The sequence below is a fragment of the Streptomyces sp. NPDC037013 genome, from assembly GCF_055607265.1.
The window spans coordinates 396,681-421,672 of record NZ_JBVJRV010000002.1 but is presented as its reverse complement, the minus strand read 5'-3'; the positions used below and the strand labels follow the sequence as shown (position 1 = coordinate 421,672).

Genomic DNA, 24,992 nt, shown 5'->3' with positions numbered 1-24,992 from the left:
GCCATGGCACTTAACAACGTTAAGGAAACCGATGTCCTCGTCGTCGGGGCCGGTCCGACCGGCCTCGCCCTCGCCTGCGACCTGACGCGGCGCGGCGTGCGCGCCCTCGTCGTCGAACAGGCGCCCTCCCTCTTCCGTGGCTCGCGCGGCAAGGGCCTCCAGCCCCGCACCATGGAGGTCTTCGACGACCTCGGCGTCATCGGCGCGGTCCTCGCGGCGGGCGGCCCGGCCCCGGTCGGGATGGTGTGGCGGGACGGCGAACGGCAGGGCGAGCACCGGATGTTCGACCCGCCGGAGCCGACGGCGACCGCCCCGTACACCGGGCCCTGGCTGATCCCCCAGTGGCGCACCCAGGAAATCCTCCTCGCGCGCCTGCGGGAGCTCGGCGGCGACGTCGTCTTCGAGGCGGCGGTCACGGAGCTCGCGCAGGCCCCCGACGGGGTCACCGCGCGTCTCGCGACGGGCGCCACGGTGCGCACGGCGTACGCGGTGGCGGCGGACGGCGGCCGCTCCACCCTGCGCCGGGCGCTGGGCATCACGATGACGGGCGAGACCGTCGACCCGAACCCGATCCTGGTGGCCGACGTCCGCGTGGCCGCGCTCGACCGGGACAACTGGCACATGTTCCCGACCACCGACGGCCTGTACACGGCGATCTGCCCGCTGCCCGGCACCGAGGACTTCCAGCTGACCGCCCAGTTCCCCGCGGGGACCACGCCCGACCTGTCCCTGCGGGGCATACGGGAACTCGTCGCCGCCCGCACCCACCTGGCCGCCGACGCCGTGACCGAGGTGCGCTGGGCCTCCGACTTCCGGCCGCGCGCGGCGCTGGCCGACCGGTTCCGCGAGGGCCGTGTCTTCCTGGCCGGCGACGCCGCGCACGTCCACTCGCCCGCGGGCGGCCAGGGGCTGAACACCAGCGTCCAGGACGCCTACAACCTGGGCTGGAAGCTCGGCGCGGTCCTGCGGCACGGCGCGCCCGACGCGCTGCTCGACACCTACGAACAGGAGCGGCTGCCCAACGCCGCGCAGATGCTCGGCCTGTCCACCCGCATCCACCGCGGCGAGGCGCGGCGCGGGGCGGCCACGCGGCAGCTCGGCATCGGCTACCGCGAGTCGTCACTGGCGGTGGAGACCCGCGAGGGCCTCGCGGAGGACGAACTGCGGGCGGGCGACCGGGCGCCGGACGGCCCGTACGGGTCCGGGACGCTGTTCGACGCGTTCCGGGGCCCGCACTTCACGCTCCTGGCGGTGGGCACGGACGCGGAACTTCCGCCGCTGGACGGGGAGTCGGTGCGGATCCACCGCGTCCCCGCGTACGAGCCCTACGGGAAGGGCCTGTTCCTGGTCCGGCCGGACGGCTACGTGGGGTGGGCGGGCACGGACGCGCGGGACGGGCTCACGGAGTACCTGGCGCGGTGCGCGGGGAGCGAGGGAAACCGTTTGACCTGAAGTCGACTTGAGGTTCTACGTTCGGGCACATGACGAACACGACGCTTTCCACGAACCCCACGCCCTTCACGTACTCGCACAGCGACCAGGAGCTCGTCAACCAGCCGGTCGGCTACTGGAGTTCGGCGGCGGGCGCGGCCGTCGTCCACCACATCCGCACCACGCTCGCCGGGATGGGGCTCACCCAGCCCCAGTGGTGGATCCTCAACCAGCTCCTCTCGGCCCCCGACGGCCGCACCCCGGATGAGGTCGTGGCGGTCCTGAAGGGGTACCTGGAGGTCGGCGAGGGCGCCCTGCACCACGACATCGGGGCCCTGCGCGACCGCGGTCTGATCAGGGAGACCCCCACGGGCGCGATCGCCCTCACGGACGAGGGGAACGCGCTGCGGGTCCGCGTGGCCGAACGCCAGCGGGAGCTGCGCGCGCAGATCCACGAGGGCATCACGGACGAGGACTACGTCCGCACGCTGAAGGTCCTCCAGCGGATGATCCACAACGCGGGCGGTTCCGCCTGGCACCACTGAGGGGAGCGGCGCCGCACGCGGGCCCGTCGTGCCGCGTGCGCCTCAGACGCTGCTGAGCGACAACTTCACCGCGAACCCGAGGAACAGCGCGCCCGCCGCCGACGAGGCCCCCGCCGAGAGACGCTTGCGGCGACGGAAGGCGGCGGCGAGCCGGGTCCCGCCGAATATCAGCGCCGTGAGGTAGAGGAAGCTCGCGAGCTGCGCGAAGGCGCCGAGTACGACGAAGGAGAGCGCCGGATAGGCGTAGCCGGGGTCGACGAACTGCACGAAGAAGGCGATGAAGAACAGGATCGCCTTCGGGTTGAGCAGGCTGATCACCAGCGCCCTGCGGAACGGCCGCTCGGCGGCGACCCCGGCTCCGGCGCCCTCGTCCGCCGCGCCCGCGGACGTGTCGTGCCGCGCCCGCCACATGCCGAGGGCGGTCCGCAGCATCCCGGCCGCGAGCCAGGCCAGATAGCCGGCGCCCGCGTACTTCACGATCCCGAAGAGCACCGCGTTGGCCTGCAGCAGCGAGGCCACGCCGGCCGCGGAGAGCGTCATCAGGACGGCGTCGCCGCACCAGACACCGGCGGCGGCGGTGTAACCGGTGCGCACGCCGCGCCGTGCGGCGACGGAGAGCACGTACAGGGAGTTCGGCCCCGGCAGCAGAATGATCAGGGCGAGGCCGGCGAGGTAGGTCGGAAGATCGGTGACACCCAGCATGCCCGGAGTCTCGCACGCCCGCACGAACCACTTCGAACAGCGTCCGGACTACGGACATCCGTGCGCCTGCGCGGACGGTCAGCCGCCGTCCAGAAGGGTGTCGACGGGCAAGCACTCTTCATGGACGAGGGTGTCCCTCAGAAGGTGTCGGACGGCACATACGACCCCCACACCTCCCGCAGCGCGTCGCACACCTCGCCCACCGTGGCGCGTGCCCGCAGTGCCTCCTTCATCGGGTAGAGGACGTTGGCCTCCCCCTTCGCCGCGTCCTTGAGCGCGGCGAGGCCCGCGGCCACCGCCTGCCCGTCCCGTTCCGCGCGGAGGCGGGCGAGGCGGGCCGCCTGCCGGGCCTCGATCTCGGGGTCGACGCGCAGCGGCTCGTACGGCTCCTCCTCGTCGAGCCGGAAGCGGTTGACGCCGACGACCACGCGCTCGCCGCTGTCCGTCTCCTGCGCGATGCGGTAGGCGTTGCGCTCGATCTCGCCCTTCTGGAAGCCCTGTTCGATGGCGTGCACCGCGCCGCCGAGGTCCTCGACGCGCCGCATCAGGGCGAGGGCCGCCGCCTCCACGTCGTCCGTCATCCGCTCCACCACGTACGACCCGGCGAAGGGGTCCACCGTCGCCGTCACGTCCGTCTCGTACGCGAGGACCTGCTGGGTGCGCAGGGCGAGGCGGGCCGACTTGTCGGTGGGCAGCGCGATGGCCTCGTCGAAGGAGTTGGTGTGCAGCGACTGGGTGCCGCCGAGGACCGCGCCGAGGCCCTGGACGGCGACCCGGACGAGGTTCACCTCGGGCTGCTGGGCGGTGAGCTGGACGCCCGCCGTCTGCGTGTGGAAGCGGAGCATCAGCGACTTCGGGTTCCGCGCGCCGAACTCCTCACGCATCACGCGGGCCCAGATGCGCCTGGCGGCACGGAACTTGGCGACCTCCTCCAGGATCGTCGTACGCGCCACGAAGAAGAAGGACAGGCGCGGCGCGAAGTCGTCCACGTCCATGCCGGCCGCGACCGCCGTACGGACGTACTCGATGCCGTCGGCGAGCGTGAAGGCGATCTCCTGCGCGGGCGAGGCACCCGCCTCGGCCATGTGGTAGCCGGAGATGGAGATGGTGTTCCACTTGGGGATCTCGGCCCGGCAGTACCGGAAGGTGTCCGCGACGAGCCGCAGGGACGGCTGCGGCGGGAAGATGTACGTGCCGCGCGCGATGTACTCCTTGAGCACGTCGTTCTGGATGGTGCCGGTCAGCGTGTCCGCGGCGATGCCCTGCTCCTCGGCGACCAGTTGGTAGAGGAGGAGCAGCAGGGCCGCCGGGGCGTTGATCGTCATGGAGGTGGAGACCTTGTCCAGCGGGATCCCGCCGAACAGGACGCGCATGTCCTCGATGGAGTCGACGGCCACGCCGACCTTGCCGACCTCGCCGCTCGCGATCGGCGCGTCGGAGTCGTGGCCCATCTGGGTCGGCAGGTCGAAGGCGACGGACAGGCCGGTGGTGCCGTGCTCGATCAGCTGCCGGTAGCGGGCGTTGGACTCCGCGGCGGTGCCGAAGCCGGCGTACTGGCGCATCGTCCAGGGGCGGCCGGTGTACATGGTCGGGTAGACGCCGCGCGTGAAGGGGTACGCGCCGGGGGCGCCGAGCTTCTCCGCCGGGTCCCAGCCCGCCAGCGCCTCGGGGCCGTACACGGGTTCGATGGGCAGTCCGGACTCTGACTCGTGTGTCATGCCTCCAGCTTGCGCCCGCGCCCCGGACGCGTCACTCGCGGCAAACCGGGAAACAGTAGAGGGAGTGTTGTCCATGAGCACCGGGGGCGTGATGGGCAGGGGCACGACAGCGGCAGGGGCCGTGGCGGTACTGGTCCTGACGGCGGGCTGCAAGGCGGTGGCGGTCGACACGGGCGGGACGCCGCCCGGCACGGACGGCAGACCGAAGGCGTCGGCGGCGCGGCAGCCCGCCCCGTCCCAGGCTCGGACCCCGACAGTCCCGTCCCAGGCCCGGACCCCGACGGCCCCCTCCCACGCGCGGACGCCCTCCCCACCCGCCGCGCCTCCCCGGACCCCCGGGCTGACGCTGATGCGGGCGGGCGACCGCGGCGCCCAGGTGCGGGAACTGCAGGCCAGGCTGCGGCAGATCGCCTGGTTCGCCGAGAACCCCTCGGGGACGTACGGTCCCTCCACCGTCAGCGCCGTCAGGGGCTTCCAGGCCAAGCGCGGCCTGCCCCGTACGGGCGCCACGGACACCGTCACGCTGGGCAGGCTGCGGGCGATGACGCGCGAGCCGACGCGGTACGAGCTGTACGCGGGCGGCGGCATGCCGGCCGCCGCGCCGGACGAGCGCTGTCTGACCGGCCGGGTCCTGTGCATCGCCAAGAGCACCCGCACCCTGACGTGGATGGTCGACGGCCGGGCCGTGTCGACGATGGACGTGCGGTTCGGCTCGCAGTACACGCCGACCCGCGAGGGCACCTTCCACGTCACCTTCAAGTCCAGGCACCACGTCTCGACGCTCTACCACACCGCCATGCCGTACGCCATGTTCTTCAGCGGCGGCCAGGCCGTGCACTACTCGTCGGACTTCGCGGCCCGGGGATACAGCGGGGCGTCGCACGGCTGCGTGAACGTCAGGGACGAGAAGAAGATCGCGAGCCTCTTCGCCCAGGTGCGTGACGGCGACCGCGTCGTCATCTACAAGTGAGCGGGAAAAGCGGCGTGGGCGGGATCGGGGGAACGTATCCCGCCCACGCCGATGGCACGGAGCCAGAAGGTACGGGGGGAACCCCCGGCTCGTGCGCGGGCCGATGACCAGTCGGCTCACTTCTTACTGCGTCACGGCCCCGAAAAACGTCACACCCCGGCCGGAACGGCTTTACGGAAGCCTCGGCAGCGCGCTGTAGGAACCGGTCGGCGTCGTGCGCGGGACGGAGGGGGACGCCATGGGAGGCACGGGAGCGCCGCCGGTGTCACCGTCGCCGGAGCCGCCGTCCTCCTCACCGCCCGAACCGTTCCCGCCGCCTTCGCCCTCGCCGCCACCGTGACCACCGCCGTGACCGCCGCCGTGGCCACCGCCCTCGCCTTTTCCGCCCCCGCCCTGGTGGCCGCCGCCGCCCGCGGGGCCCAGGATCCGGCCGCAGAACTCCTCGACGCGGGCCGGCCCCTTGGCGGTCTCCTCCAGGCGGCGGCGCTTGTCGCCCTGGAGCTCGCCGCTGCGGTAGGCGCGGCAGGCGGTCACCGCCTTGCGGTACCAGGCCCCGGCCTCGTCCCTGCGGGGCGGCTCCGCGCCGTCGCGCTGCCCCGGGGTGGCGGTGGGGTCGTCGTCCGCCTCGGCCTGGGGCGGCGAGCTCTCCCCGGGGGCGCCGGTCGCCTCGCCGCCGGGTGCCGTGCTCTCGTCCGGGTCCAGCTCCTCGGTCGGCTCGCTCGTGCCGGCCGACGGAGAGGCCTGCGGCTCCTCCGGGGTGGCGGAGGACGACACGGACGCGGCGGGGCCCGGGTCGTGGGTGCTGAACGGTGACGGCAGTACGCCCGTGCCCGCGGCCACGGCGACGCCGCCGATCATGCATCCGGTGAGGGCGGCGGCGAGTCCGAGGCGCACCGGGCGGCCCCAGCGGCTGGGGCCCGGCCGGTTCCCGGCGAGACCCTGCCGTACGGTCTCGCCGGCGGCGGCCCGGTGGGCGGCCGTCGCGTACGGCGCGGTCCTGGCGCCGGAGGGCCGCGGCGACTCCTCGCGGGCGGCCCGGAAGGCTGCCAACGCGGCGGCCTCGCCCGGGAGTTCACCGGAGGGCGCGCCGAGGGGGCCGTCGGCAACGATGTCGGGGCGGGCGGCTTCCGCGGGAGCCGCATCCGTCGCGTGCCCGCGGTCGACGAGGGGGTGCGGGCCGGCCAGTGCGGCCAGGGTCCGGGCGAGCCGGTCGGCCTGTTCACGTGCGTCGGGGTCGATGCCTTCGAGGGGCTCGCCGCGCAGCAAACGCTCCGCCGCGTCGCGGTCCAGCCACTTGTGCTGCTCGTCGGCCATCACATGTCCTTCTGCGTCCGCGTACGCGATTGCGTCACACCGGCGGACGTCACCGCGCGACCGCGCGGCTCTCTCTGCGGGGGTACGGCGTCGAGCGCGTCCTTGGGGTCGGCGCCCTGCGACCCGAGCAGCTCCGCGAGCCGCTTCAGACCCCGGTGCGCCGCCGTACGGACGGCCCCGGGCCGCTTGCCGAGGGTCTGCGCCGCGCTCTTCGCGTCCAGTCCGACGACGACGCGGAGCACGACGGCCTCGGCCTGGTCCTGCGGGAGCCGGGCTATCAGGGCGAGGGCCTCGCCGGTGGCCAGGGACTCCATCGCCTCGTCGGCGGTGTCGGCGTCCGCGGGCCGGCCGGTCAGCTCCGACTCGTCGCCGCCCACGGCGGGACGGCGGCCGCGCATGCGTATGTGGTCGAGGGCGCGGTTGCGCGCGATGCGCGCCGCCCAGCCCCGGAACCGGTCCGCGTCACCGCTGAACCGGTCGAGGTCGCGCGCTATCTGCAGCCAGGCCTCGGAGGCGACGTCCTCCGCGTCCGGGTCGGCGACCAGCGTGCGTACGTATCCCAGAAGCCGTGGGTGCACAGCGCGGTACACAGTCCGGAAAGCAGTCTCGTCCCCGTCCTGTGCCGCAAGCACCGCGGCGGTCAGCTCCGCGTCGTCCCCCAGCACTCTCACAATCCTGCCACTCGGAGATCTGCGCCCGGCCCCGGCGCGAAGCAGCACGGTACGGCCTTGCGCGGGCCTACGTCCATGTTTGTACAACGTGCAACTAGCGGGTGACAGAACGCGGTGTGACAGAAACCGCACGCACGGCGCTGAAGGGAGTACGGACCGCACGCGGTTCGTACCGTGTGCCGGCCGGGGCCTCTCCTGTGGGGGGTGGCGGCCCCGGCCGGTTCCCCGGTGTGCGGCTCAGAGGGGTCCCCCTCGGCCGCCGGGACGTGGTCGCCAGTCGTCGCACGGGCGGGGCGGGGCGCCGTGGACGCCCTCGTCGCGGGCCCTGCGGAACGCCGTCATCGCCGCCCGCTGGGCGCGGGCCTCCACCTCCGCGGCCGCCGGCAGACGCAGTGCCGCCGCGAGCGCGGCCGGCACGGAGCGCGGCGGGTCGTGCGTGCTCATCCCGGTTCCCCCGGCGTCCCTCCGCCGTCGCCCGCCGCGCCGTCGCGGCCCATCCGCTCGCCCAGCTTCTTGAGTCCCCGGTACGCGGCCGTCCGCACCGCGCCAGGACGCTTGCCGAGCACCCGGGCCGCGGCCGGGCCGTCCAGGCCGACCACCACCCGGAGCAGGACGGCCTCCGCCTGGTCGCGCGGCAGGGTCGCGATGAGCCCGAGCGCCCGCTCCGTCGAGATCGCCTCCATGGCCGACGCCGATGTGCTGTGCGGGCCGGGCAGTTCGAACAGGTCCTGTTCGAGCGCGGCGGGCCGCGGCCGCGTCTTCTGGCGGCGCAGGTGGTCGAAGGCCCGGTGCCGGGCGATCGTCGCGGTCCAGCCGCGGAAGCCCGCCCCGTCCCCGCGGAACCGGCCGAGGTCCCTGGCTATCTCCAGCCACGCCTCGGCGGCCACGTCCTCGGCCGTCTCGCCGTCCGTGCCGACGAGGCCGCGCAGATAGCCGACGAGTCCCGGCTGGACCAGGCGGTACGCGACCGCGAAGGCGGCCTCGTCCCCCTCCTGGGCCGCCGCGACGGCCCTGCCGAGCTCTTCGTCGTGCGACTGCGCGCGACGGGGTCCCCCACCCTGGCCCAACCCGCTCCCATCCCCCGGTTCGGGCACAGTTCACCCTGGCTGTGCCTTCACGGTCGACAGCGCCGCCGGAGGCGGAAATGTCACGCTCACACCTCGAAGAGGGATCCTCCGCCGCCCCCGGGGGCGAACCGCGCGAGGTCGAGCGTCCGGTCCGCGGGCGGGGCCACCGCGCCGACCGGCTCGTCGTAGGCGGAGAACCGCATGTTCATCGCCTCGCCGTCCTTCACCTGGCGGACGGCGACGATGTGCGGCTCGCCGTCGGCGGCCACGTACAGCGTCACCCGCTCCCCGTTCTGGTCCCCGACGACCGGGATGACGTCCTGCCCGTAACGGCGTGTCTCCGCAAGGGCCTTGAAGGTCTCCTCGGCCTTCGGGGCGGTGGGCATCGACGCGGTGAACGCGTCGAGGTCGCAGCCCTTCGCCGGTGACCCGGCGGTCGAAGGGGCGCTGGAGGCGGCCGGCAGCTTCAGGTACTTCCCGCGCGCGAGCGCGGTCCGCTCCCGTACGCGTGCGGCGACCCCGGGCCCCCGCCGCGCGCCCAGCTCGCCGATCGCGTCGAGCGACGCGTCGGTGTAGCGCGCGTACACCGCGTCCCCCGCGACGACGATGAGGTCGCCGCGCTGCGCGGGCCCCATGTCGAAGGTGCCCTTGCAGTTGCCGTCGCGGTCCATGTGCAGGGAGCCCTTCCGGACGCCCTTCGCGGTGGTCATGTCGACGCCGACGCGCACCGACTCCGCGTCCTTTAGGAGCCGCATGCCCTCGACGGCGAGCTCCTTGCCGCGCTCCTCGTCCTCGGGGACGACCTCCTCGAAGGTGCCGCCCGCATACGTCACCTGACGGTCCGTGGCGCACGACGCGAGCGCGCCCACCGCGAGACAGAGCGCGGCCGCGCGTATCCAGCCTCTGTTCGTCCCCATCCCCGACCCCGCCCGTGACCTCACCGATGACCCCGCCCGTAACCCGCCGCCGCAACGACCCCACAACTGTCACATGACCCAGCGCACCGGCCCGCCCGTCCGTCACGCGCGGCAGGTGCGGGATACATCACGCGACAAATCGCCCGTCGCCCTACAACCCTTTGACCCCTCGATCAGTCGTACGAACTCGCTGAGTTCACCTGTAATTCGCTGAGGGGTGGGGTTCTTGAGGCCGCGCAATCCGCGTGAAAAGCCGCGTAGCACGCACGCGTACCGACCGTTGAGTCTGAAGCGCAGGGCATGGCTGACGATCGGTGCCGTCGTGCTGGGAGGCGCGGGGGCGGTGTCGTACGCGATGGCCGAGCCCGGCGACGGGCAGGGCACCGCCGCCGATCCGCGGGCCGAGCGGCCGGCGAGCGTCCACGACCTGACGCTGCGGGCCGACGGCGCGGCCCGGCGCGAGCTGCCGCGCACCTCGACCGAGCAGTTCTCGCTCCTCGGTGTCTCGTGGAGCGGCGCCACCACCGAGTGGGAGGGCACGGCGCAGGTCCGCACCCGCGCCATCGGTTCCGGCGCCTGGTCCGGCTGGCGCTCCCTCGAACTGGAGCCGCACCGCGCGGAGAAGGCGGAGGCGGGCCCCCGGGCCGCGTCCGATCCGCTCTGGGTCGGCCCTTCGGACGGCGTGGAGGTCCGCGTCGTCGCCGCCGACGGCACGGCGACCGCCGGGCTGCCCAAGGGCCTTGAGGTCAACCTCGTGGACCCGGGCGTCACCGCCAAGGAGGCCCGGAACCCGGCGCTCGACGGCGGCACCGCCCTGTCCCCCGCCGCCTACGCCGCCGACGCGGAGAGCCCCGCACCGACCGACGCGACGACGGCACCGACGACGCCTGCGCCGGACGAGCCGGATCCGACGAGCCCCCCGCCCACCGACCCGGACCCCTCCGGCTCCACCGGACCGGCCCCGGACCCGACCCCGACCAGGCCGACGCCCCCGCCGTCGACGGTGACCCGGCCACCGGTGATCGGCCGGGCGGCCTGGGGTGCCGACGAGTCCCTCGTCAAGGACCCGCCGGAGTACATCGACAAGGTCAAGGCGGTCTTCGTCCACCACACGGCCGGGGCCAACGACTACAGCTGCGCCGAGTCGCCGGCGCTGGTCCGCGGCCTCCTGACGTACCACGTGCGGACCGAGGGGTGGAACGACCTCGGCTACAACTTCGTCGTCGACAAGTGCGGCCAGATATTCGAGGGCCGCGGCGGCGGCGTCGACCTGCCCGTGCGCGGCGCGCACACCTACGGCTTCAACGGCGACTCGGCGGGCATCGCCGTCCTCGGCGACTTCGAGGGCGACCCGGCGACGGACAAGCCCGCGGGCAGGCCGACCCGCGCCGCCCTGGAGTCGGTGGCGCGCGTGGCGGCCTGGAAGCTCGGCCAGTACGGCGGCGACCCGTCCGGCAAGGTCACGCTGACCGCGGCCGACGACACCGGCGTGTGGAAGAAGGGCGAACAGGCCTCGCTGGACACGGTTTCCGGCCACCGCGACGGCTTCGCGACGCTCTGCCCCGGCAAGAACCTGTACTCCCGGCTCGGTGAGATCCGCCGCTACGCGTCCGGTGCCGGCCGCAACTCCGCGATCCCGACCGGCGACTTCAACCGCGACGGCATCACCGACCTGGTCGCGGCCACCCCGAAGGCGTCGTCGCACCGCGGCAGCGTCACCGTGGTGCCCGGCGGCCTCGGCGGGCCGGTGGGCGCGTCCCGCATCTCCCTCACGCAGGCCAGTGAGGGCGTCCCGGGCAGCTCGGAGACGGGCGACGACTGGGGCGCCGCCACGGCGTGGGGCGACCTGAACGGCGACGGCTACGCGGACCTCGTCATCGGAGCCCCCGGCGAGGACGACACGTCCGGCCACGCCGACCGCGGCGCGGTCACGATGCTCTACGGCCCGACGTTCACCTCCGGCACGGACATGCAGCTGTCGGACGACTTCCACTACCCGGGCGCCCGGTTCGGCGCCGCGGTCGCCTCCGGCGACTTCAACGCCGACGGCAAGGCGGACGTCTTCGCCGCGGCGACGGGCACGGGCGGCTCGTGGGCCGCGCGGCTCGACCCGGAGCACGAGTCGGGCGGCAGCCTCACCTCGGGCGACACCGCCATCGCGTACGCCGACGCCGCCTCCGGCGACTTCAACCGCGACGGGTACGCGGACGTGGCGCTCACCTACCGCGACCAGGCGGGCAAGGGCAAGGTCGCCTGGTTCCGGGGCGGCCGCTCCGGGCTGAGCCGGGTCGGCGTCCTCTCCGTCCCCGGCGGCCGCTCCGTCGCCGTGGGCGACGTCAACGGCAACGGCTACGACGACCTGGTCATCGGCCAGCCGTACACCGCGGAGTCGGGCGCCCACGCGGGCGGCCAGGTCACGGTGGTCCCCGGCACGTCGACCGGGTTCACCACGACCGGCATGAAGACGGTCCACCAGTCGACGTCCGGCGTGCCCGGCGCCGCCGAGTCCGGTGACGCCATGGGCTGGTCGGTCGCGGCGGGCGACTACGACGCCGACGGCTACGCGGACGTCCTCACCGGCGCCCCGGGCGAGGACATCACGCGGGCCGGCACGGCCAGGAAGGACGCGGGCACCTCGCTCCTCCTGAGGGGCTCTGCGGCCGGCCTCACCGGCACGGGCGCGAAGGCCTTCTCGCAGGACGAGCCGGACGTCCCCGGCTCCACCGAGACCGGTGACCGGCTCGGCTCCTCGGCGACCCTCGCGGACCTGTCGGGCTCCGGCCGCGCGGACCTCGCCATCGGGGTCGAGGGCGAGGACGCGGGCGACGGCACGGTCCTCCAGCTGGACAGCACCACGTCGGGTGTCCCCGGGGCGAGCGGCGTCTACTACGGGCGTACGGTGCTGGGCACGCCGGCCGGCGCAGGGCTGGGCCAGGCGCTGACGCCGTGACGCGCCGCGCGCCGCTCCCCCTTGCCCGGGGAGCGGCGCGACGGTCCTTCCCGGCCGGTGCGCCCGGTCAGCGCGTGTCGCTGGGCACCCGGCAGTCGGCGGGCTGGGACCTGTCCTCGGGCCAGCCGATGCCGACGAAACGCAACGCCTCGGTGCGCGGGTCGAGTTCGACGACGGCGACCGGTTTGTCGTAGGCATTGCCCGCGTTGGTGAGGCAGATCCAGCCGCTGGTGCCGCGGACCCGGTTGACGGCCTCGATGCGCCGCCACATGTCGGAGACCCGTTTCAGGGGCGGCACCGTGCCCTCGGTCTGGGCGTTGGCGAGCAGCACGGCCTTGGCGATGGTGCGGATGCCGTCGTAGACGAGCATGGTGCGGGAGTCGTCCAGGCGGGTCGGCCCGATGTATCCGGCGCTGCCCTTGTGGATGAGCGAGCGCAGCACGTCCAGCTCGGCCTTGGGCTCGGTGAAGTAGGCCGGCCCGCCGCTCTTGCCCTTCAGCTGCTTGTTCCAGGCCTCGGGGTGCCCGGGGGCCGCGTACTGCACCGTGACGAGGGGTTCCTTCCCGCCGCCGCGGAGCCTCGCCCAGTCGTCGCGTTTCATGTAGCGGTCGAGGGTGGCCGCGCCCGAGCCACTGATGATCGTGTACTTCTTGCCGCGGCACTGTGCGTCGGCCAGTTTGAGGGCGAAGAGCCGCAGGTGGACGGGGCGGCCCGCGAAGTAGACGTAGTGCGCGGTGGACTGGCAGATGTTCTGGGCGATGATCGTGAAGTCGTTGCCGGTGTCCCCGGGGTCGGTGATCGAGGGCGAGTCGAATATCTGGTCCTTGGGTCCCGGCGGGCCCTTCTCGTCGCGGCTGAACGCCTTGGCGAGTGATTCGTTGTAGATGTCGTGCGGTCGCGTGTCCCTGACGAGGACGGTCTCCTCGTCCTTGAGCGCGCCGTGGAAGTTGGCCAGCGCGTCGGCCTGCTGGCCGTTGGTGGGGATGATGCGGGCGAGGCCCGGATAGGGGTCCTTGCCGGAGCCGTTCTCGGGGTTGGCGAGCCCGCCGGCGCTGATCCGGCTGGCGAGGACGGGGATGTGCAGTTCGCCGGTGAGGCGGGCGATGGCCTTCTCGGTGGCGTCCAGGCTGAGGTTGAAGCCGGTGACGGCGCGGAGGTTGTCGCGCCGGTCGTCCGCGAGCTCCGCCAGCTGGTCGACGACGCGCTCCTGCTGGGCGTAGGCGTCGCCGGGGTTGGCGAGGACGAGCCGCAGCAGCGGGGTGTTCTCGTCGCGGTTGGCCCGGTACTGGGCGAGGTAGGCGCCCTGGATCTCGCTGCGGAGCTGTTTGCGCTCGGCGGCCAGGTCGGGCTGGAGCGGCATCATCAGGGCGACGGTGATGTGCGGCTTGTCGCCGACGAATTGTTCGTTCTCCTTGGCGATGGCGCGGGCCACCGCGTCGATCTCCGGGGTGCCGAAGGCGTAGCCGGTGCCGTTGACGCCGATGCACTCGCCGCCGTGTTTCTCGACGCCGGTGGCGCAGCTCTCGGCTCCGCCGATCGGAGGCAGGAAGACGTACAGGAGGATGCCCGCGGCCGCGAGGCCGAGCAAGGTGAGAATCCTGCGCATCCAGTTGGCCAAGAACGTGTTGTACAGCCAGTTCCCGAACTGCCTCAACGCTGCCCTCCCTCTGCCGTGTCTCCCGCGCCCGGCCACGCGGCCGGGCCCGCCGTGCTCAGCCGAAACCGATGTGCTCCGTGCACACGCACCGCTTCAGCGGCTGTTTGTCCTCGGCCCGGTCGCCCCAGTCGCGGGCCACCCGGATCAGCAGGGCCGCCCCGTCCGCGGCCCTCGCCACGTCGGCGCCCTCCGGCCCCTGCCGGCGCACCGCCTCGTCGGCGGTGCGCGCCAGCTCCTCGCTGAGCTCCCGCAGGGGCCCGCGCAGCGCCCCGGGCACGATCTCCTCGAGCGGCTGCGTGCGGTCCTCGGTGAGCCATACGGCGTGCAGCAGGCGGTCTATCCGGCGGCGCCGGGTGTCGCCGCGCACCTGTCGCTCGCCGAGGGCGCGGGCATAGCGGTCGTCCGGGGCACCGATCAGCGCGGCGTCCGCGATGGCGAGCAGTTCCTCGCACCATGCGGCGGTGGGCCGGGTGGCGAACGACTCGGCCAGGTAGCGGGTGACGAGGTCGGCGCCGTCGGAGGCGAGCAGGTGGTGCATGCGGTGGGCGGCGGCGGTGCCGAACAGCGCGTCGGGGTGGTGGTCGCCGAGGTCGCGGTAGTGGCCCTGGAGGAGCGCATGGTCGGCGTGCCAGGCCGCGCCGTCCACGCGCAGCCGGTGGAGGCGGCGGGTCAGCAGACGGCGCAGGCCGAGGTCGCCGATGAAGTGCCGGGGGCAGCGGGGCCAGCCGGTGTCCTCCAGGAGTTCGGCGATGCGGTAGGCGTTCAGCTGCTCGGTGCGGCCTTCCTGGACGGCGCGGATGAGGGTCTGCGCGCACTCGGCGTCGTGGGCGACGGAGAGGTGGGTGAGCAGGTCGAGCCAGTGGCCGCGGTGTTCCGGCGGGAGTTCCTCGGGGCGCTGGCGCACGACGAGTTCGTCGATGAGTACGTCGCCGACCGGCCGGTCGGCGACGGGGTGGCCGCGCTCGTCCTCGCCCGCCGGCACCCGGGCGTCCAGGATCGCCCAGTCGGTGCACTCCTCGGGGGTGGGGAACGTCGCGGTGGCGGTGGCGCTGGCGAGCCGGGTCACGAAGAGCGGGCGGCCGCCGCTCAGCCGGTGGACCCCGCTGTGGATGCGGAGCCGGACGGCGTTGTCCGGCTGTTCGTGGCCGCCCCGCAACCGGCTCAGCTCGTCCTTCTGCCGGTCACGGGTGAGGACGGGCATGCGGACGAGGAGGACGCCCCGCCACAGCGGCGCGTGGTCGGGGACGCCGCCGGCCGGGCGGCTCCACTCGGGCAGCCTGCCGGTGAACGGCTGCCAGCTCGCCATGCCCTCGTGGCTGCTGCCCGCGCGGTGCAGGAAGCGCCCCCCGTCCTCGCGCCGGGCCGTGGCGAAGACGACGAGCCGGTCGTGGTGGCCCCGCTCCCGGTCCTCCAGGGCCGGCTTCACCAGCCGTCTGCCCAGGGCGTTGTCCGCGTGGTCGAGGAGCAGGGCGGGCCGTCCCACGCGTGACATGCGTCCGCGTACGGAGTGGTAGGCCGCGTCGATGTCCTGCCGCAGCGCCCGGAAGAGGAACCCCTCGGCGATCCGCCGCGCCTCGCCGCCCTGCCGGAAGTCCTCGCCGAGCGCCCGCAGTCCGGCCAGCGGGTGGCCGCCGGCGCCGGGGTACTCGCCGTAGCAGGCGGTGAGGGCGGCGCGTCCCTCGGCGGAGACGCGGGCGAAAAGACCGTCGAGGAGGGCGTTGAGGAAGGGGCCGGCCAGGGGGCTGCCGACGAGTCCCGTCAGGTATCCCACGTAGTTCCTCGCCGTCCCCTTCAGGACCCCGCGCCAGAAGGAGCCGGGCGGCAGGATGCCTTCGAGCCGGCCGACCTCGTCGACCAGGGGCGCGGTCCGGGCGAGGGGGTCGCTCGCGGCCACGGCGGCGAGTCCGGCGTACAGGCGCGGCACGGCGATGCCGCCGCCGTCGCCGCCCCAGTCGCCGTACTGGAGGGCGATCTTGCGCAGTACCTCGGTCACCTCCGAACGGCTGCCGGGCCGTTCCTCGGCCTGTTCCCGGCAGTCGGTCAGGGCGCAGTCGACGTACGCGACGGGGACGCGCGGCCCGAAGTGCCGCCGTATGCACCGCAGAAGCCGCCCTTTGCCCATGCCGGGGCCGCCGACGAGCAGCACCACGGGCAGGTCGGGGCCGTAGAGCAGGTCCCTTCTGCGGCCGGCCGCGGTCTTTCCGAGCAGCCGGGCGATCAGGCCGCCGTCGTCCAGCAGCTCGTCGAATCCGAGTTCATCTGGCACGGGCCTCTCCGTGGCCGTGACGGCCGGGTCGCCTGTTGATGGCTCGTCAGGTTATCCAGGTGGTCGGCACTTTGGCGAGAGATCCGACTTACCGAGGGGTATTCCTTTCGAAGCCTTCTTGCATTAGTTCCCCACTTGACGCCGGACGACTGGCCCGATTCATTCCCACCCTGGTGAACGGGGGCCGAAGTGCTGTATAACCGGCCGCATTTGCGGCTCATTTTCGCCGGAAACGTTGTTTCGCCCGCGATTTGCTCGTGGTTCGCTCCTGGGGTGGGGAAGATGAAGAGAGAAAGCGTGCAGGGCGCCGGAGAAAGCGCCGACTTAGGGGAATTAGTCATTCCGGAGGACCCCGACGACCCGACCCTGGTCGGTGAGATCTCGGACCGCCGCGTGATCGCCGTCGCCGCGGTACTCGCCGCCCTCTGCGCGGCATTCGTCGCGTACGCCTTTCTGGGCGGCGATGAGCCGGAGCGGTCACCCGCCCCCACGACCTCGGCGACCCACCACGTCACGGGCACGGGCCCGGCCGCCGAGCGGCTCGACGAGTGACACCCGACGGCACTCCGTCAGACGCGGCCGCGGGCCCGCCGCGACACCACCGCGCGCAGCACCCGCCGCCCCTCCATGGAGACGTCCAGCGCCTGCCGCAGACCGCCCGCCGGTCCCGCGCCCCGGTCGGAGAGGAGCTCCAGGATCCGCACCTGGCGGCGGAGTTCGGCGGCGACCAGCGGGGTCATGCCGTCCGTGCGGCCCTCGCGGCGGGACGCCACGGAGCGGGCGCCGCGGTCCGGCGCGGTCTCCAGGAGCCGGTGGACCTGGAGCGCGGCGACGGAGCAGCCGTCCGCCCACTCCCTCACCTCGGCGCCCGCGTACGCCGCGGGGACGGCGTCGAGCATGCGCAGGGCGAGGGCGGCCGCCTCACCGGACGGTCCGGCGGTCCGCCGGGCGGGCCCGGCGCCGAGGGCCGAGCGGGCGTCGGCCAGCGGGCCGCCCCAGTCGCCGCCCTCCGAGAGCCGCGCCCAGAGCGGGCGCAGCAGGTCGTCGTCGCCGCCGAGCACCGGAACGCACCGGTCGAGGCAGGCGAGACCGCTCGCCGCGAGGCCTCTCTCATCGGCCTGCGCGATCAGCTCCACCAGGCTCATGCTGTACGTCTCCCGTCCCGGACCGTGCACTGACCCTTACTGCGCGCACCGGCCGGGGAACGTCACTGCGGGGCCACTCCGAGCCGGTGGAGGAAGCGGAAGAAGAGCTCTTCCGCGGAGGGTTCGGCGTCCGCGTTCAGGACGTCGAGCAGCAGGCTCTCGGTCGCGTCCCGGCCCGCCTCGGCCGCCCAGGCCACCGCCCGGCGCGCCGCGTCGCGCGGTTCCAGGAAGTAGTCCTCCACGGTCAGTTCGGAGTCGCCGAGGTAGCCGGCCATGGCGCCGCGCGCCAGGCAGGTGGTCCACGCCCCGCTCTCCGGCGCCGCCGCCTCGACGACCACGCAGTCGCTGTCCATCACGTAGCCGAAGAGTGCGGGCGCGCCCGTCTCCAGGGCCAGCGTGTTCATGTTCCCGACGTCGCGCGTGCCGTCGCCGCCGGGCACCTCCCACACCTGCCACCCGTCGGGCCGCCGGTCGAGGAGGCTCAGCTCGTCCCGTACGCCCGCGACCGCCGTGAGCTCGGCGAGCGGCTGCTCGCTCCTGCCGACGACGTAGTACCCCCAGTACCCCATGTCCCGCCCCCCCCGTAGTGCTCGTACCCCGTGCTGCCCGTGCCGCGCGTGCCCCGGCGGTGCTCCGAGGCCGAATACACCACAGGGGTCGGCGGGTCCGCCACCGGAAAGCGGAAATCATGGCGCGGCGGGCGGTCCCGGCAGCGGCTGGACCTGCGGCGGGCCCGACCTGACCTTGTCGTCCTGCATGCGGGTCAGACGGTGCACGAAGACCATGGCGAGGACGGCGGCGGCGATGTCGAGGGCGTCGGAGAACATGAGGTTGCCGACGGCCGCCTTGATCTCGTCGGGCTCCTCGGCCCGCCAGTACGACTGGGTGGACCAGCGCCCGGCGAGAAGGTCCGCCACCCACAGCGTCCACCATGCGTTGAGGAGCCGGTGCGGGGCGCCGCCCGCCGGCGCGCCGGGGGTCGTCGTGGGGTCCCCGGCCGGCCTGGGGTGGCCGCTCGCGTCCCAGATGTCGAGGGCGACCCGGCGCGGGAACCAGAGGTTCGCGATCGGCACGAACCAGCCCCACACGGCCCAGCCGCGCGTCTTGCGGTGGATGTAGGGGTCGAACACCTCGGCGTTCACGCGCACCCGGTGGAACCAGACGAGGAAGACGACGCAGGTCGCGATGAGCGCGCCGGTCTGCAGGTAGCCGGAGGCGGCGTAGAGGGAGTCGGCGCGTTCGGCGTCCCGCTCCACGTTCGCCCTCAGGGTCCCGTCGAGAAGGTCGGCCATCACGTCCCGCACGACGGTGCCGGCCCACAGCGAGTACAGGTCGGCGGCGACGGCGACGCCGAGCAGGGCGATCACCGCGCGGCTCAGGCCGACCGGTGAGCGCAGCCAGGCGGGGCGGGCCGTGACACGGCTGCCGGGTCCGGGCGGCGGGGCGGCGGATGCGGCCGCCTGGACGCAGACGTCGCAGTACCCCTCGGACGTCGTCGCCGTCTTCGTCTGACAATTCGTGCACAGCATCGCTGAGCGACCCCCCACGGGCTCACTGGAACGGAAGCCGCCCGGCCGGCCCCTCCCCAGGGCGCCGAAGGCGGCCAGGGCCTGCCCTAGCGGACGGTATCAGCGAGTTTCACGAAGTCACCCCAGCTGCGCGCGGGCTTCCTCGGGTCCCACAGTTTCTGGGCGGTGGCGGCCAGCGGCAGCCGGATGCCCCGCGCCACCTGTTCCTGGCTCTGCGCGCCCGCGAGGTCGCCCCAGACGGCGAAGGTGCCGCCGAGTATCCGGTCGTCGTAGCGCTCGTCCACGGGGGTCGTGCCGCGGATCACCCGCGGGGTCCAGCTCTCGTAGATGCGCTGCCCGGTCGGGTAGCGGAAGTCGTTGGGCTGGCCGAGGACGTAGTAGAGGTACTCGTCGTTGTAGTTGACGAGTCTGCGGCCCGCCTTCAGGTACTCGACGGGCTCGCGCGCGCCGATCTCCTTGCCCGTCCAGTAGGCGACCTCCAGGTCACCGGCGGCCTCGGCCCTGCCGCCCGGGAAGAACCCGTCGTTCCAGGCCTTCAGCTTCTTCTTGTGCGGGCGCACGGTGTCGGCGCGGTCGTTGAGCCAGCCCGTCGCCAGGTCCCGGACGCGGGCGCCGGGGCCGTAGCGCTCGCGGGCGGCGGCGGCCAGCTGCGGGTAGGAGGACTCGGGGTCCTTGGCGGTGAGGGCGCCGTACTCGTCGGCGCCGAGGTGCCAGGAGCCGCCGGGGAACAGCTCGGTGTACTCCTTGAGCAGATCGTCGACGATCTTCGCAGCCTCCGGCTCGGATATGTCGACGGCGCCGCGCACCGCGGTGCCGCGGGCGTCACGGAGCTGGAGGGAGGGGTGCTCGCGGATGACCGCGCCGAGGTGCCCCGGCGAGTCGATCTCCGGCACGACGGTGATGTGCCTGCTTTCGGCCATCTTCACCAGGTGGCGGACCTGGTCCTTGGTGAGGTGGTCGGAGGAGACGATCTCGGGGTGCGAGTCCGACGCGATGCGGAACGCCTGGTCGTCGGAGAAGTGCAACCCGAGCTGGTTGTACTTGAGGTCGCCGAGCTCGCGTATGCGGTCCTCCAGCCACTTCACGTCGAAGTGCTTGCGCGCAATGTCGACCATGAAGCCGCGCTGTGGTTTCGCGGGGCGGTCCCGCACCTCGCCCTCGGGAGCGGTCCTGCCGCCGCGCACCTCCTGCTTGAGGGTGCGGGTCCCGTAGAAGACGCCCGCCTCGCCCGGTGCGGCGATCCGCACCCGCTCCCCCTTCACGGTCAGCGTGTACGACTCGTCGCCGCTCTTCTTGCCGTCCGTCAGCGCCAGCTCCACATCGCCCTTGCCGGGCTTCGCGCCTCCCCCGTACCTGAGCTTCAGCTCGTCCGCGAGCAGCCGCCCCTCGTCCGCCAGGCCCTCGTCGCGGACGACCACGCGCCCCTTCCCCTCGGCGGGGCGCCAGCCGGGGCCGCGGGCGGCGGTGTGCTCGCGCACGGCGGGGACGGTGGCCGGGGTCTCGGAGAGCGGGTAGCTCCTGGTGGGGGTCGCCGAGGGGGCGGCGGCCGACCCGTCCGGGGGCGACACGCGCGCGGGCCCCCCGTCGTCGCCGGGCCAGAGCCCCACGGCAAGGACGGCGGCCCCCGCGACGGCGATCCCGCTCGCGGCGACCACCGGGCCGCGCCTCACCGGTCACCCCGCGCCGCCGAGGGGGTCGCGCCTGACGTCGATATCGGAACCAATATCAGAGCCATACCGCCACGCTACGACGGGCTCTTCCGGGCGGCTCGTCCACAGAAGAGGCCGAAACTCTCCCATTCGAGTGAAATTCGCTCATCCATCGGACACCTCGGAGCACGTCTCGATAGCGTTGCGCCACCCCCACACCCGCACCGCCCCACTCTTGCCGCCCCCTGCCCAGGAGCGCACGCTGCCCCCGCACCGTTCCCCTCGTCCCGTCGGCCGCGCCACCCCCGCGCCGCACCAGCTGAACGCCGCCACGCCCGCCGCGGCCGAAGCCGCCCTGCTCACCTGCTGCGGCAGCCGACGCTGGGCCCGCCGCGTCGCCGCCCACCGGCCCTACCCCGACCTCGACGCGCTGCTCGCGGCCTGCGACGAGGCGGCGTACGACCTCTCGCCCGGCGACCTCGCCGAGGCCCTGTCCTGCGAGCCCCTCGACCCGACCGTCCCGCACCAGGGCGCGGGGAACGCCGGTTACACGGCCGCGCACACCGCGCTGCGCGCCGCCCACGCCGCGTACGAGAGCCGCTTCGGTCACTCGTTCGTGATCTGTCTCGACGGCGTCGCGCCCGACGAGGCACTCGACCATCTGCTCTCCGGCCTCCGGTCACGCCTCGGCAACGATCCCGAGGAGGAACGCGCCATCGCCGCCGACGAGCTGCGCCGGCTCGCCAGAGGCCGTCTGACCAGGCTCGCCCTGGGCCAGGCCGCCGGATCGGGCCCCGGACACGCCGCGCGGGAGACTCGCCCGCAATCGCGCCCCGATAGCCCGTACGTGCCTGTTTGATTGCCTGTTTGATCACACCTGCGGACCCGGGGCAGGGCTACCGACAACTCGTCGATACGATGACGGGCGGCCGGTGGACCGTACCCGGCCGGGCTCGTCCGACGCCGAAGCCGGCCGGCCCCAACCCCCGCTCCCGGAGGAACTTCCGTGCCGGCTGGAACGCTGTACCGCGGCCGGGAAGGAATGTGGTCATGGGTGGCTCATCGAGTCACCGGCGTCCTCATCTTCTTCTTCCTGTTCGTGCATGTGCTCGACACCGCTCTCGTCCGCGTCTCCCCGGAGGCGTACGACGATGTCGTCAGCACCTACAAGACCCCGATCGTCGCACTCCTCGAGTACGGCCTGGTCGCCGCCATCCTCTTCCACGCGCTCAACGGCCTGCGCGTCATCGCCGTCGACTTCTGGTCGAAGGGCCCCCGCTACCAGAAGCAGATGCTCTGGACCGTCGTCGGCATCTGGGTCGTCCTGATGGTCGGGGCGCTCTACCCCGTCCTCGGCCACGCCGTCCGCGAAGTCTTCGGGAGCTGACGCCAGACATGTCTGCTGACACCACGCTTGAGAAGTCCGGCACGTCCGGTATCGGTCCCGTCGAGGGCGCCTCGCTCTACGACGCCGACAACCCGGCCCCGGTCATCGAGGCGCCCCGCAAGCGCACCTCCAAGACCCCGCGCTCGACCCGCGGCAACTTCGAGATGGCCGCATGGCTCTTCATGCGCCTGTCCGGCGTCGTCCTGGTCGTCCTCGTCCTCGGCCACCTGCTGATCCAGCTGGTGCTCGACGGCGGTGTCTCGAAGATCGGCTTCGCGTTCGTCGCCGGCCGCTGGGCCTCGCCGTTCTGGCAGGTCTGGGACCTGCTGATGCTGTGGCTCGCGATGCTGCACGGCGCCAACGGCCTCCGTACGGTCATCAACGACTACGCGGAGCGCCCGAACACGCGTCTGTGGCTCAAGGGCCTGCTGTACACCGCCACGGTGTTCACCATCCTTCTGGGCACGCTGGTGATCTTCACCTTCGACCCGAACATCCGCTAAAGCCGAGGCGACTTCCGTGAAGATTCACAAGTACGACACCGTCATCGTCGGCGCGGGCGGCGCCGGCATGCGCGCCGCCATCGAGGCGACGAAGCGCAGCCGCACCGCCGTGCTCACGAAGCTGTACCCCACCCGCTCCCACACGGGCGCCGCGCAGGGCGGCATGGCCGCCGCGCTGGCCAACGTGGAGGAGGACAACTGGGAGTGGCACACCTTCGACACGATCAAGGGCGGCGACTACCTGGTCGACCAGGACGCCGCCGAGATCCTGGCGAAGGAGGCCATCGACGCGGTCCTCGACCTGGAGAAGATGGGCCTGCCGTTCAACCGCACCCCGGACGGCACCATCGACCAGCGCCGCTTCGGCGGTCACACCCGTAACCACGGCGAGGCCGCCGTGCGCCGCTCCTGCTACGCCGCGGACCGCACCGGCCACATGATCCTCCAGACCCTCTACCAGAACTGCGTCAAGGAGGGTGTGGAGTTCTTCAACGAGTTCTACGTCCTCGACCAGCTCATCGTCGAGGTCGACGGGGTCAAGAAGAGCGCGGGCGTCGTCGCGTACGAGCTGGCGACCGGCGAGATCCACGTCTTCCAGGCGAAGTCCGTGATCTACGCGTCCGGCGGCACCGGCAAGTTCTTCAAGGTGACCTCGAACGCGCACACGCTCACCGGTGACGGCCAGGCGGCCTGCTACCGGCGCGGGCTGCCGCTGGAGGACATGGAGTTCTTCCAGTTCCACCCGACCGGCATCTGGCGCATGGGCATCCTTCTCACGGAGGGCGCCCGCGGTGAGGGCGGCATCCTCCGCAACAAGGACGGCGAGCGCTTCATGGAGAAGTACGCGCCGGTCATGAAGGACCTCGCCTCCCGTGACGTCGTCTCGCGCTCCATCTACACGGAGATCCGTGAGGGCCGCGGCTGCGGTCCCGAGGGCGACCACGTCTACCTCGACCTCACGCACCTCCCGCCGGAGCAGCTGGACGCCAAGCTCCCGGACATCACGGAGTTCGCGCGCACCTACCTCGGCATCGAGCCCTACACGGACCCGATCCCGATCCAGCCGACCGCGCACTACGCCATGGGCGGCATCCCGACCAACGTCGAGGGTGAGGTCCTCGCGGACAACACCACCGTCGTCCCCGGCCTGTACGCGGCCGGCGAGGTCGCCTGCGTGTCGGTGCACGGCGCCAACCGCCTCGGCACCAACTCCCTGTTGGACATCAACGTCTTCGGCAAGCGCGCGGGCATCGCCGCCGCCGAGTACGCGGCGAAGAACGACTTCGTCGAGCTCCCGGAGAACCCGGAGGAGCTGGTCGTCGCCCAGGTCGAGCGGCTGCGCGACGCCACGGGCACCGAGCGGGTCGCCGAGCTCCGCAAGGAGCTGCAGGAGACCATGGACGCCAACGTCATGGTCTTCCGCACCGAACAGACGATCAAGACGGCGGTGGAGAAGATCGCGGAGCTCCGCGAGCGCTACCTCAACGTCTCGATCCAGGACAAGGGCAAGCGGTTCAACACCGACCTCCTGGAGGCCATCGAGCTGGGCAACCTGCTCGACCTCGCCGAGGTCATGGCGCAGTCCGCGCTCGCCCGCAAGGAGTCCCGCGGCGGTCACTACCGCGAGGACTTCCCGAACCGCGACGACGTCAACTTCATGCGCCACACCATGGCGTACCGCGAGGTCGGCGACGACGGCACGGAGACGATCCGTCTCGACTACAAGCCGGTCGTCCAGACCCGCTACCAGCCGATGGAGCGTAAGTACTGATGGCTACCCCGACCCTCGAGAAGGAAGACGCCAAGCCCGAGGCGGGCTTCGCCGACTCCCCGTACATCACGATCACCCTGCGCGTGCGCCGCTTCAACCCCGAGGTCTCGGCGGACGCCACCTGGGAAGACTTCCAGCTGGAGATCGACCCCAAGGAGCGTGTCCTCGACGCACTCCACAAGGTCAAGTGGGACATGGACGGCACGCTGACGTTCCGTCGCTCCTGCGCGCACGGCATCTGCGGCTCCGACGCCATGCGGATCAACGGCAAGAACCGTCTCGCCTGCAAGACCCTGATCAAGGACATCAATCCGGGCAAGCCGATCACGGTCGAGCCGATCAAGGGTCTGACGGTCCTGAAGGACCTGGTCGTCGACATGGACCCGTTCTTCCAGGCGTACCGCGACGTCATGCCGTTCCTGGTCACCACGGGCAACGAGCCGACGCGCGAGCGTCTGCAGTCGGCCGAGGACCGCGAGCGCTTCGACGACACGACGAAGTGCATCCTCTGCGCGGCCTGCACGTCCTCGTGCCCGGTCTTCTGGAACGACGGCCAGTACTTCGGCCCGGCCGCCATCGTCAACGCGCACCGCTTCATCTTCGACTCGCGTGACGAGGCGGGCGAGCAGCGCCTGGAGATCCTCAACGACAAGGACGGCGTGTGGCGTTGCCGCACGACGTTCAACTGCACGGACGCGTGCCCGCGCGGCATCGAGGTCACGAAGGCGATCCAGGAGGTCAAGCGCGCGCTGATCACGCGCCGCTACTGATCTCGCCGGACACCGCACGTCCCCGTGGGC

At 72.7% G+C, this 24,992-nt stretch carries 23 protein-coding genes; 10 read left to right on the top strand and 13 right to left on the bottom strand.

Annotated features, from left to right (window positions below; all coding sequences use genetic code 11):
• Positions 1–3 precede the first annotated feature (3 nt).
• Both ACZ7DY_RS07065 and ACZ7DY_RS07060 read left to right on the top strand, forming a co-directional pair.
• A complete protein-coding gene (locus tag ACZ7DY_RS07065; RefSeq protein ID WP_471131064.1) occupies positions 4–1,452 on the top strand; it encodes an FAD-dependent oxidoreductase in 1,449 nt (482 codons plus the stop codon).
• 29 nt (positions 1,453–1,481) lie between these two features.
• On the top strand, positions 1,482–1,976 hold the full coding sequence (locus ACZ7DY_RS07060; protein WP_471131061.1) for a MarR family winged helix-turn-helix transcriptional regulator: 495 nt from the start codon (positions 1,482–1,484) through the stop codon (positions 1,974–1,976).
• A gap of 42 nt (positions 1,977–2,018) precedes the next feature.
• On the opposite strand, the gene leuE is transcribed toward ACZ7DY_RS07060, so the two are convergent.
• Complete coding sequence (leuE, locus tag ACZ7DY_RS07055) at positions 2,019–2,678, bottom strand: leucine efflux protein LeuE (RefSeq protein ID WP_471131058.1); 660 nt, start codon at positions 2,676–2,678, stop codon at positions 2,019–2,021.
• 137 nt (positions 2,679–2,815) lie between these two features.
• On the bottom strand, positions 2,816–4,396 hold the full coding sequence (locus ACZ7DY_RS07050; RefSeq protein WP_471131056.1) for an acyl-CoA mutase large subunit family protein: 1,581 nt from the start codon (positions 4,394–4,396) through the stop codon (positions 2,816–2,818).
• Between the two features lie 73 nt (positions 4,397–4,469).
• Between ACZ7DY_RS07050 and ACZ7DY_RS07045 the strand changes: the two genes are divergently transcribed.
• Complete coding sequence (locus ACZ7DY_RS07045; RefSeq protein WP_471131054.1) at positions 4,470–5,366, top strand: L,D-transpeptidase family protein; 897 nt, start codon at positions 4,470–4,472, stop codon at positions 5,364–5,366.
• A gap of 171 nt (positions 5,367–5,537) precedes the next feature.
• On the opposite strand, the gene ACZ7DY_RS07040 is transcribed toward ACZ7DY_RS07045, so the two are convergent.
• From ACZ7DY_RS07040 to ACZ7DY_RS07020, 5 genes are all read right to left on the bottom strand, one after another.
• The gene (locus ACZ7DY_RS07040) at positions 5,538–6,680 is read right to left on the bottom strand and encodes a hypothetical protein (RefSeq protein WP_471131051.1); all 1,143 of its coding nucleotides are present in this window, start codon (positions 6,678–6,680) and stop codon (positions 5,538–5,540) included.
• Positions 6,680–7,345, bottom strand: a complete 666-nt coding sequence (locus ACZ7DY_RS07035) for an RNA polymerase sigma factor (protein ID WP_471131050.1) — start codon at positions 7,343–7,345, stop codon at positions 6,680–6,682. Before ACZ7DY_RS07035 ends, ACZ7DY_RS07040 begins: the two co-directional genes overlap by 1 nt.
• A 243-nt stretch (positions 7,346–7,588) precedes the next feature.
• Positions 7,589–7,795, bottom strand: coding sequence for a hypothetical protein (locus tag ACZ7DY_RS07030; protein ID WP_471131047.1), 207 nt, complete (start codon positions 7,793–7,795; stop codon positions 7,589–7,591).
• Positions 7,792–8,418 carry an RNA polymerase sigma factor gene (locus ACZ7DY_RS07025; protein ID WP_471131044.1) on the bottom strand — a complete coding sequence of 209 codons (627 nt, stop codon included), beginning with the start codon at positions 8,416–8,418 and terminating at the stop codon, positions 7,792–7,794. Before ACZ7DY_RS07025 ends, ACZ7DY_RS07030 begins: the two co-directional genes overlap by 4 nt.
• Positions 8,419–8,504: 86 nt before the next feature.
• Positions 8,505–9,335: a hypothetical protein gene (locus tag ACZ7DY_RS07020; RefSeq protein ID WP_471131043.1), complete on the bottom strand. Its 831-nt coding sequence runs from the start codon at positions 9,333–9,335 to the stop codon at positions 8,505–8,507.
• A gap of 280 nt (positions 9,336–9,615) precedes the next feature.
• Here ACZ7DY_RS07020 and ACZ7DY_RS07015 point away from each other — a divergent pair, with 280 nt between their 5' ends.
• On the top strand, positions 9,616–12,285 hold the full coding sequence (locus ACZ7DY_RS07015) for an FG-GAP-like repeat-containing protein (RefSeq protein WP_471131041.1): 2,670 nt from the start codon (positions 9,616–9,618) through the stop codon (positions 12,283–12,285).
• A 67-nt stretch (positions 12,286–12,352) separates the two neighbouring features.
• Here the strand turns inward: ACZ7DY_RS07015 and ACZ7DY_RS07010 are convergent, their stop codons facing one another.
• Both ACZ7DY_RS07010 and ACZ7DY_RS07005 read right to left on the bottom strand, forming a co-directional pair.
• Positions 12,353–13,939 carry a type 1 periplasmic-binding domain-containing protein gene (locus ACZ7DY_RS07010; RefSeq protein ID WP_471131038.1) on the bottom strand — a complete coding sequence of 529 codons (1,587 nt, stop codon included), beginning with the start codon at positions 13,937–13,939 and terminating at the stop codon, positions 12,353–12,355.
• A gap of 58 nt (positions 13,940–13,997) precedes the next feature.
• Positions 13,998–16,208 carry a hypothetical protein gene (locus tag ACZ7DY_RS07005; RefSeq protein WP_471131036.1) on the bottom strand — a complete coding sequence of 737 codons (2,211 nt, stop codon included), beginning with the start codon at positions 16,206–16,208 and terminating at the stop codon, positions 13,998–14,000.
• 282 nt (positions 16,209–16,490) lie between these two features.
• On the opposite strand from ACZ7DY_RS07005, the gene ACZ7DY_RS07000 reads away from it, so the two are divergent.
• Entirely contained in the window at positions 16,491–16,760 is a 270-nt protein-coding gene (locus ACZ7DY_RS07000; RefSeq protein WP_471131033.1) for a hypothetical protein, read from the top strand.
• A 17-nt stretch (positions 16,761–16,777) separates the two neighbouring features.
• On the opposite strand, the gene ACZ7DY_RS06995 is transcribed toward ACZ7DY_RS07000, so the two are convergent.
• From ACZ7DY_RS06995 to ACZ7DY_RS06980, 4 genes are all read right to left on the bottom strand, one after another.
• On the bottom strand, positions 16,778–17,353 hold the full coding sequence (locus ACZ7DY_RS06995) for a hypothetical protein (protein WP_471131031.1): 576 nt from the start codon (positions 17,351–17,353) through the stop codon (positions 16,778–16,780).
• A 62-nt stretch (positions 17,354–17,415) separates the two neighbouring features.
• On the bottom strand, positions 17,416–17,922 hold the full coding sequence (locus ACZ7DY_RS06990; protein ID WP_471131028.1) for a hypothetical protein: 507 nt from the start codon (positions 17,920–17,922) through the stop codon (positions 17,416–17,418).
• Positions 17,923–18,039: 117 nt separating this feature from the next.
• Entirely contained in the window at positions 18,040–18,900 is an 861-nt protein-coding gene (locus tag ACZ7DY_RS06985) for a DUF4328 domain-containing protein (RefSeq protein ID WP_471131025.1), read from the bottom strand.
• Between the two features lie 68 nt (positions 18,901–18,968).
• Positions 18,969–20,537: a beta-N-acetylhexosaminidase gene (locus ACZ7DY_RS06980; RefSeq protein WP_471131023.1), complete on the bottom strand. Its 1,569-nt coding sequence runs from the start codon at positions 20,535–20,537 to the stop codon at positions 18,969–18,971.
• 229 nt (positions 20,538–20,766) lie between these two features.
• On the opposite strand from ACZ7DY_RS06980, the gene ACZ7DY_RS06975 reads away from it, so the two are divergent.
• From ACZ7DY_RS06975 to ACZ7DY_RS06955, 5 genes are all read left to right on the top strand, one after another.
• The gene (locus ACZ7DY_RS06975) at positions 20,767–21,390 is read left to right on the top strand and encodes a 2-oxo-4-hydroxy-4-carboxy-5-ureidoimidazoline decarboxylase (protein WP_471131021.1); all 624 of its coding nucleotides are present in this window, start codon (positions 20,767–20,769) and stop codon (positions 21,388–21,390) included.
• Between the two features lie 147 nt (positions 21,391–21,537).
• The gene (sdhC, locus tag ACZ7DY_RS06970) at positions 21,538–21,918 is read left to right on the top strand and encodes a succinate dehydrogenase, cytochrome b556 subunit (RefSeq protein WP_150185849.1); all 381 of its coding nucleotides are present in this window, start codon (positions 21,538–21,540) and stop codon (positions 21,916–21,918) included.
• A gap of 8 nt (positions 21,919–21,926) precedes the next feature.
• Positions 21,927–22,421 (top strand): succinate dehydrogenase hydrophobic membrane anchor subunit, encoded by a 495-nt coding sequence (locus tag ACZ7DY_RS06965; RefSeq protein WP_055569746.1) that lies wholly within the window; start codon positions 21,927–21,929, stop codon positions 22,419–22,421.
• Between the two features lie 16 nt (positions 22,422–22,437).
• The gene (gene sdhA / locus ACZ7DY_RS06960; RefSeq protein ID WP_467670229.1) at positions 22,438–24,192 is read left to right on the top strand and encodes a succinate dehydrogenase flavoprotein subunit; all 1,755 of its coding nucleotides are present in this window, start codon (positions 22,438–22,440) and stop codon (positions 24,190–24,192) included.
• A complete protein-coding gene (locus tag ACZ7DY_RS06955; RefSeq protein ID WP_471131018.1) occupies positions 24,192–24,962 on the top strand; it encodes a succinate dehydrogenase iron-sulfur subunit in 771 nt (256 codons plus the stop codon). Before sdhA ends, ACZ7DY_RS06955 begins: the two co-directional genes overlap by 1 nt.
• Positions 24,963–24,992: the final 30 nt, after the last annotated feature.

What these genes read in the sequence shown, in the direction of transcription:
- ACZ7DY_RS07065 (WP_471131064.1), top strand. Translation starts at nt 4, where the DNA reads ATGGCACTTAACAACGTTAAGGAAACCGATGTCCTCGTCGTCGGGGCC.
- ACZ7DY_RS07060 (WP_471131061.1), top strand. Translation starts at nt 1,482, where the DNA reads ATGACGAACACGACGCTTTCCACGAACCCCACGCCCTTCACGTACTCG.
- leuE (WP_471131058.1), bottom strand. Translation starts at nt 2,678, where the DNA reads ATGCTGGGTGTCACCGATCTTCCGACCTACCTCGCCGGCCTCGCCCTG.
- ACZ7DY_RS07050 (WP_471131056.1), bottom strand. Translation starts at nt 4,396, where the DNA reads ATGACACACGAGTCAGAGTCCGGACTGCCCATCGAACCCGTGTACGGC.
- ACZ7DY_RS07045 (WP_471131054.1), top strand. Translation starts at nt 4,470, where the DNA reads ATGAGCACCGGGGGCGTGATGGGCAGGGGCACGACAGCGGCAGGGGCC.
- ACZ7DY_RS07040 (WP_471131051.1), bottom strand. Translation starts at nt 6,680, where the DNA reads ATGGCCGACGAGCAGCACAAGTGGCTGGACCGCGACGCGGCGGAGCGT.
- ACZ7DY_RS07030 (WP_471131047.1), bottom strand. Translation starts at nt 7,795, where the DNA reads ATGAGCACGCACGACCCGCCGCGCTCCGTGCCGGCCGCGCTCGCGGCG.
- ACZ7DY_RS07020 (WP_471131043.1), bottom strand. Translation starts at nt 9,335, where the DNA reads ATGGGGACGAACAGAGGCTGGATACGCGCGGCCGCGCTCTGTCTCGCG.
- ACZ7DY_RS07000 (WP_471131033.1), top strand. Translation starts at nt 16,491, where the DNA reads ATGAAGAGAGAAAGCGTGCAGGGCGCCGGAGAAAGCGCCGACTTAGGG.
- ACZ7DY_RS06995 (WP_471131031.1), bottom strand. Translation starts at nt 17,353, where the DNA reads ATGAGCCTGGTGGAGCTGATCGCGCAGGCCGATGAGAGAGGCCTCGCG.
- ACZ7DY_RS06990 (WP_471131028.1), bottom strand. Translation starts at nt 17,922, where the DNA reads ATGGGGTACTGGGGGTACTACGTCGTCGGCAGGAGCGAGCAGCCGCTC.
- ACZ7DY_RS06965 (WP_055569746.1), top strand. Translation starts at nt 21,927, where the DNA reads ATGTCTGCTGACACCACGCTTGAGAAGTCCGGCACGTCCGGTATCGGT.
- ACZ7DY_RS06955 (WP_471131018.1), top strand. Translation starts at nt 24,192, where the DNA reads ATGGCTACCCCGACCCTCGAGAAGGAAGACGCCAAGCCCGAGGCGGGC.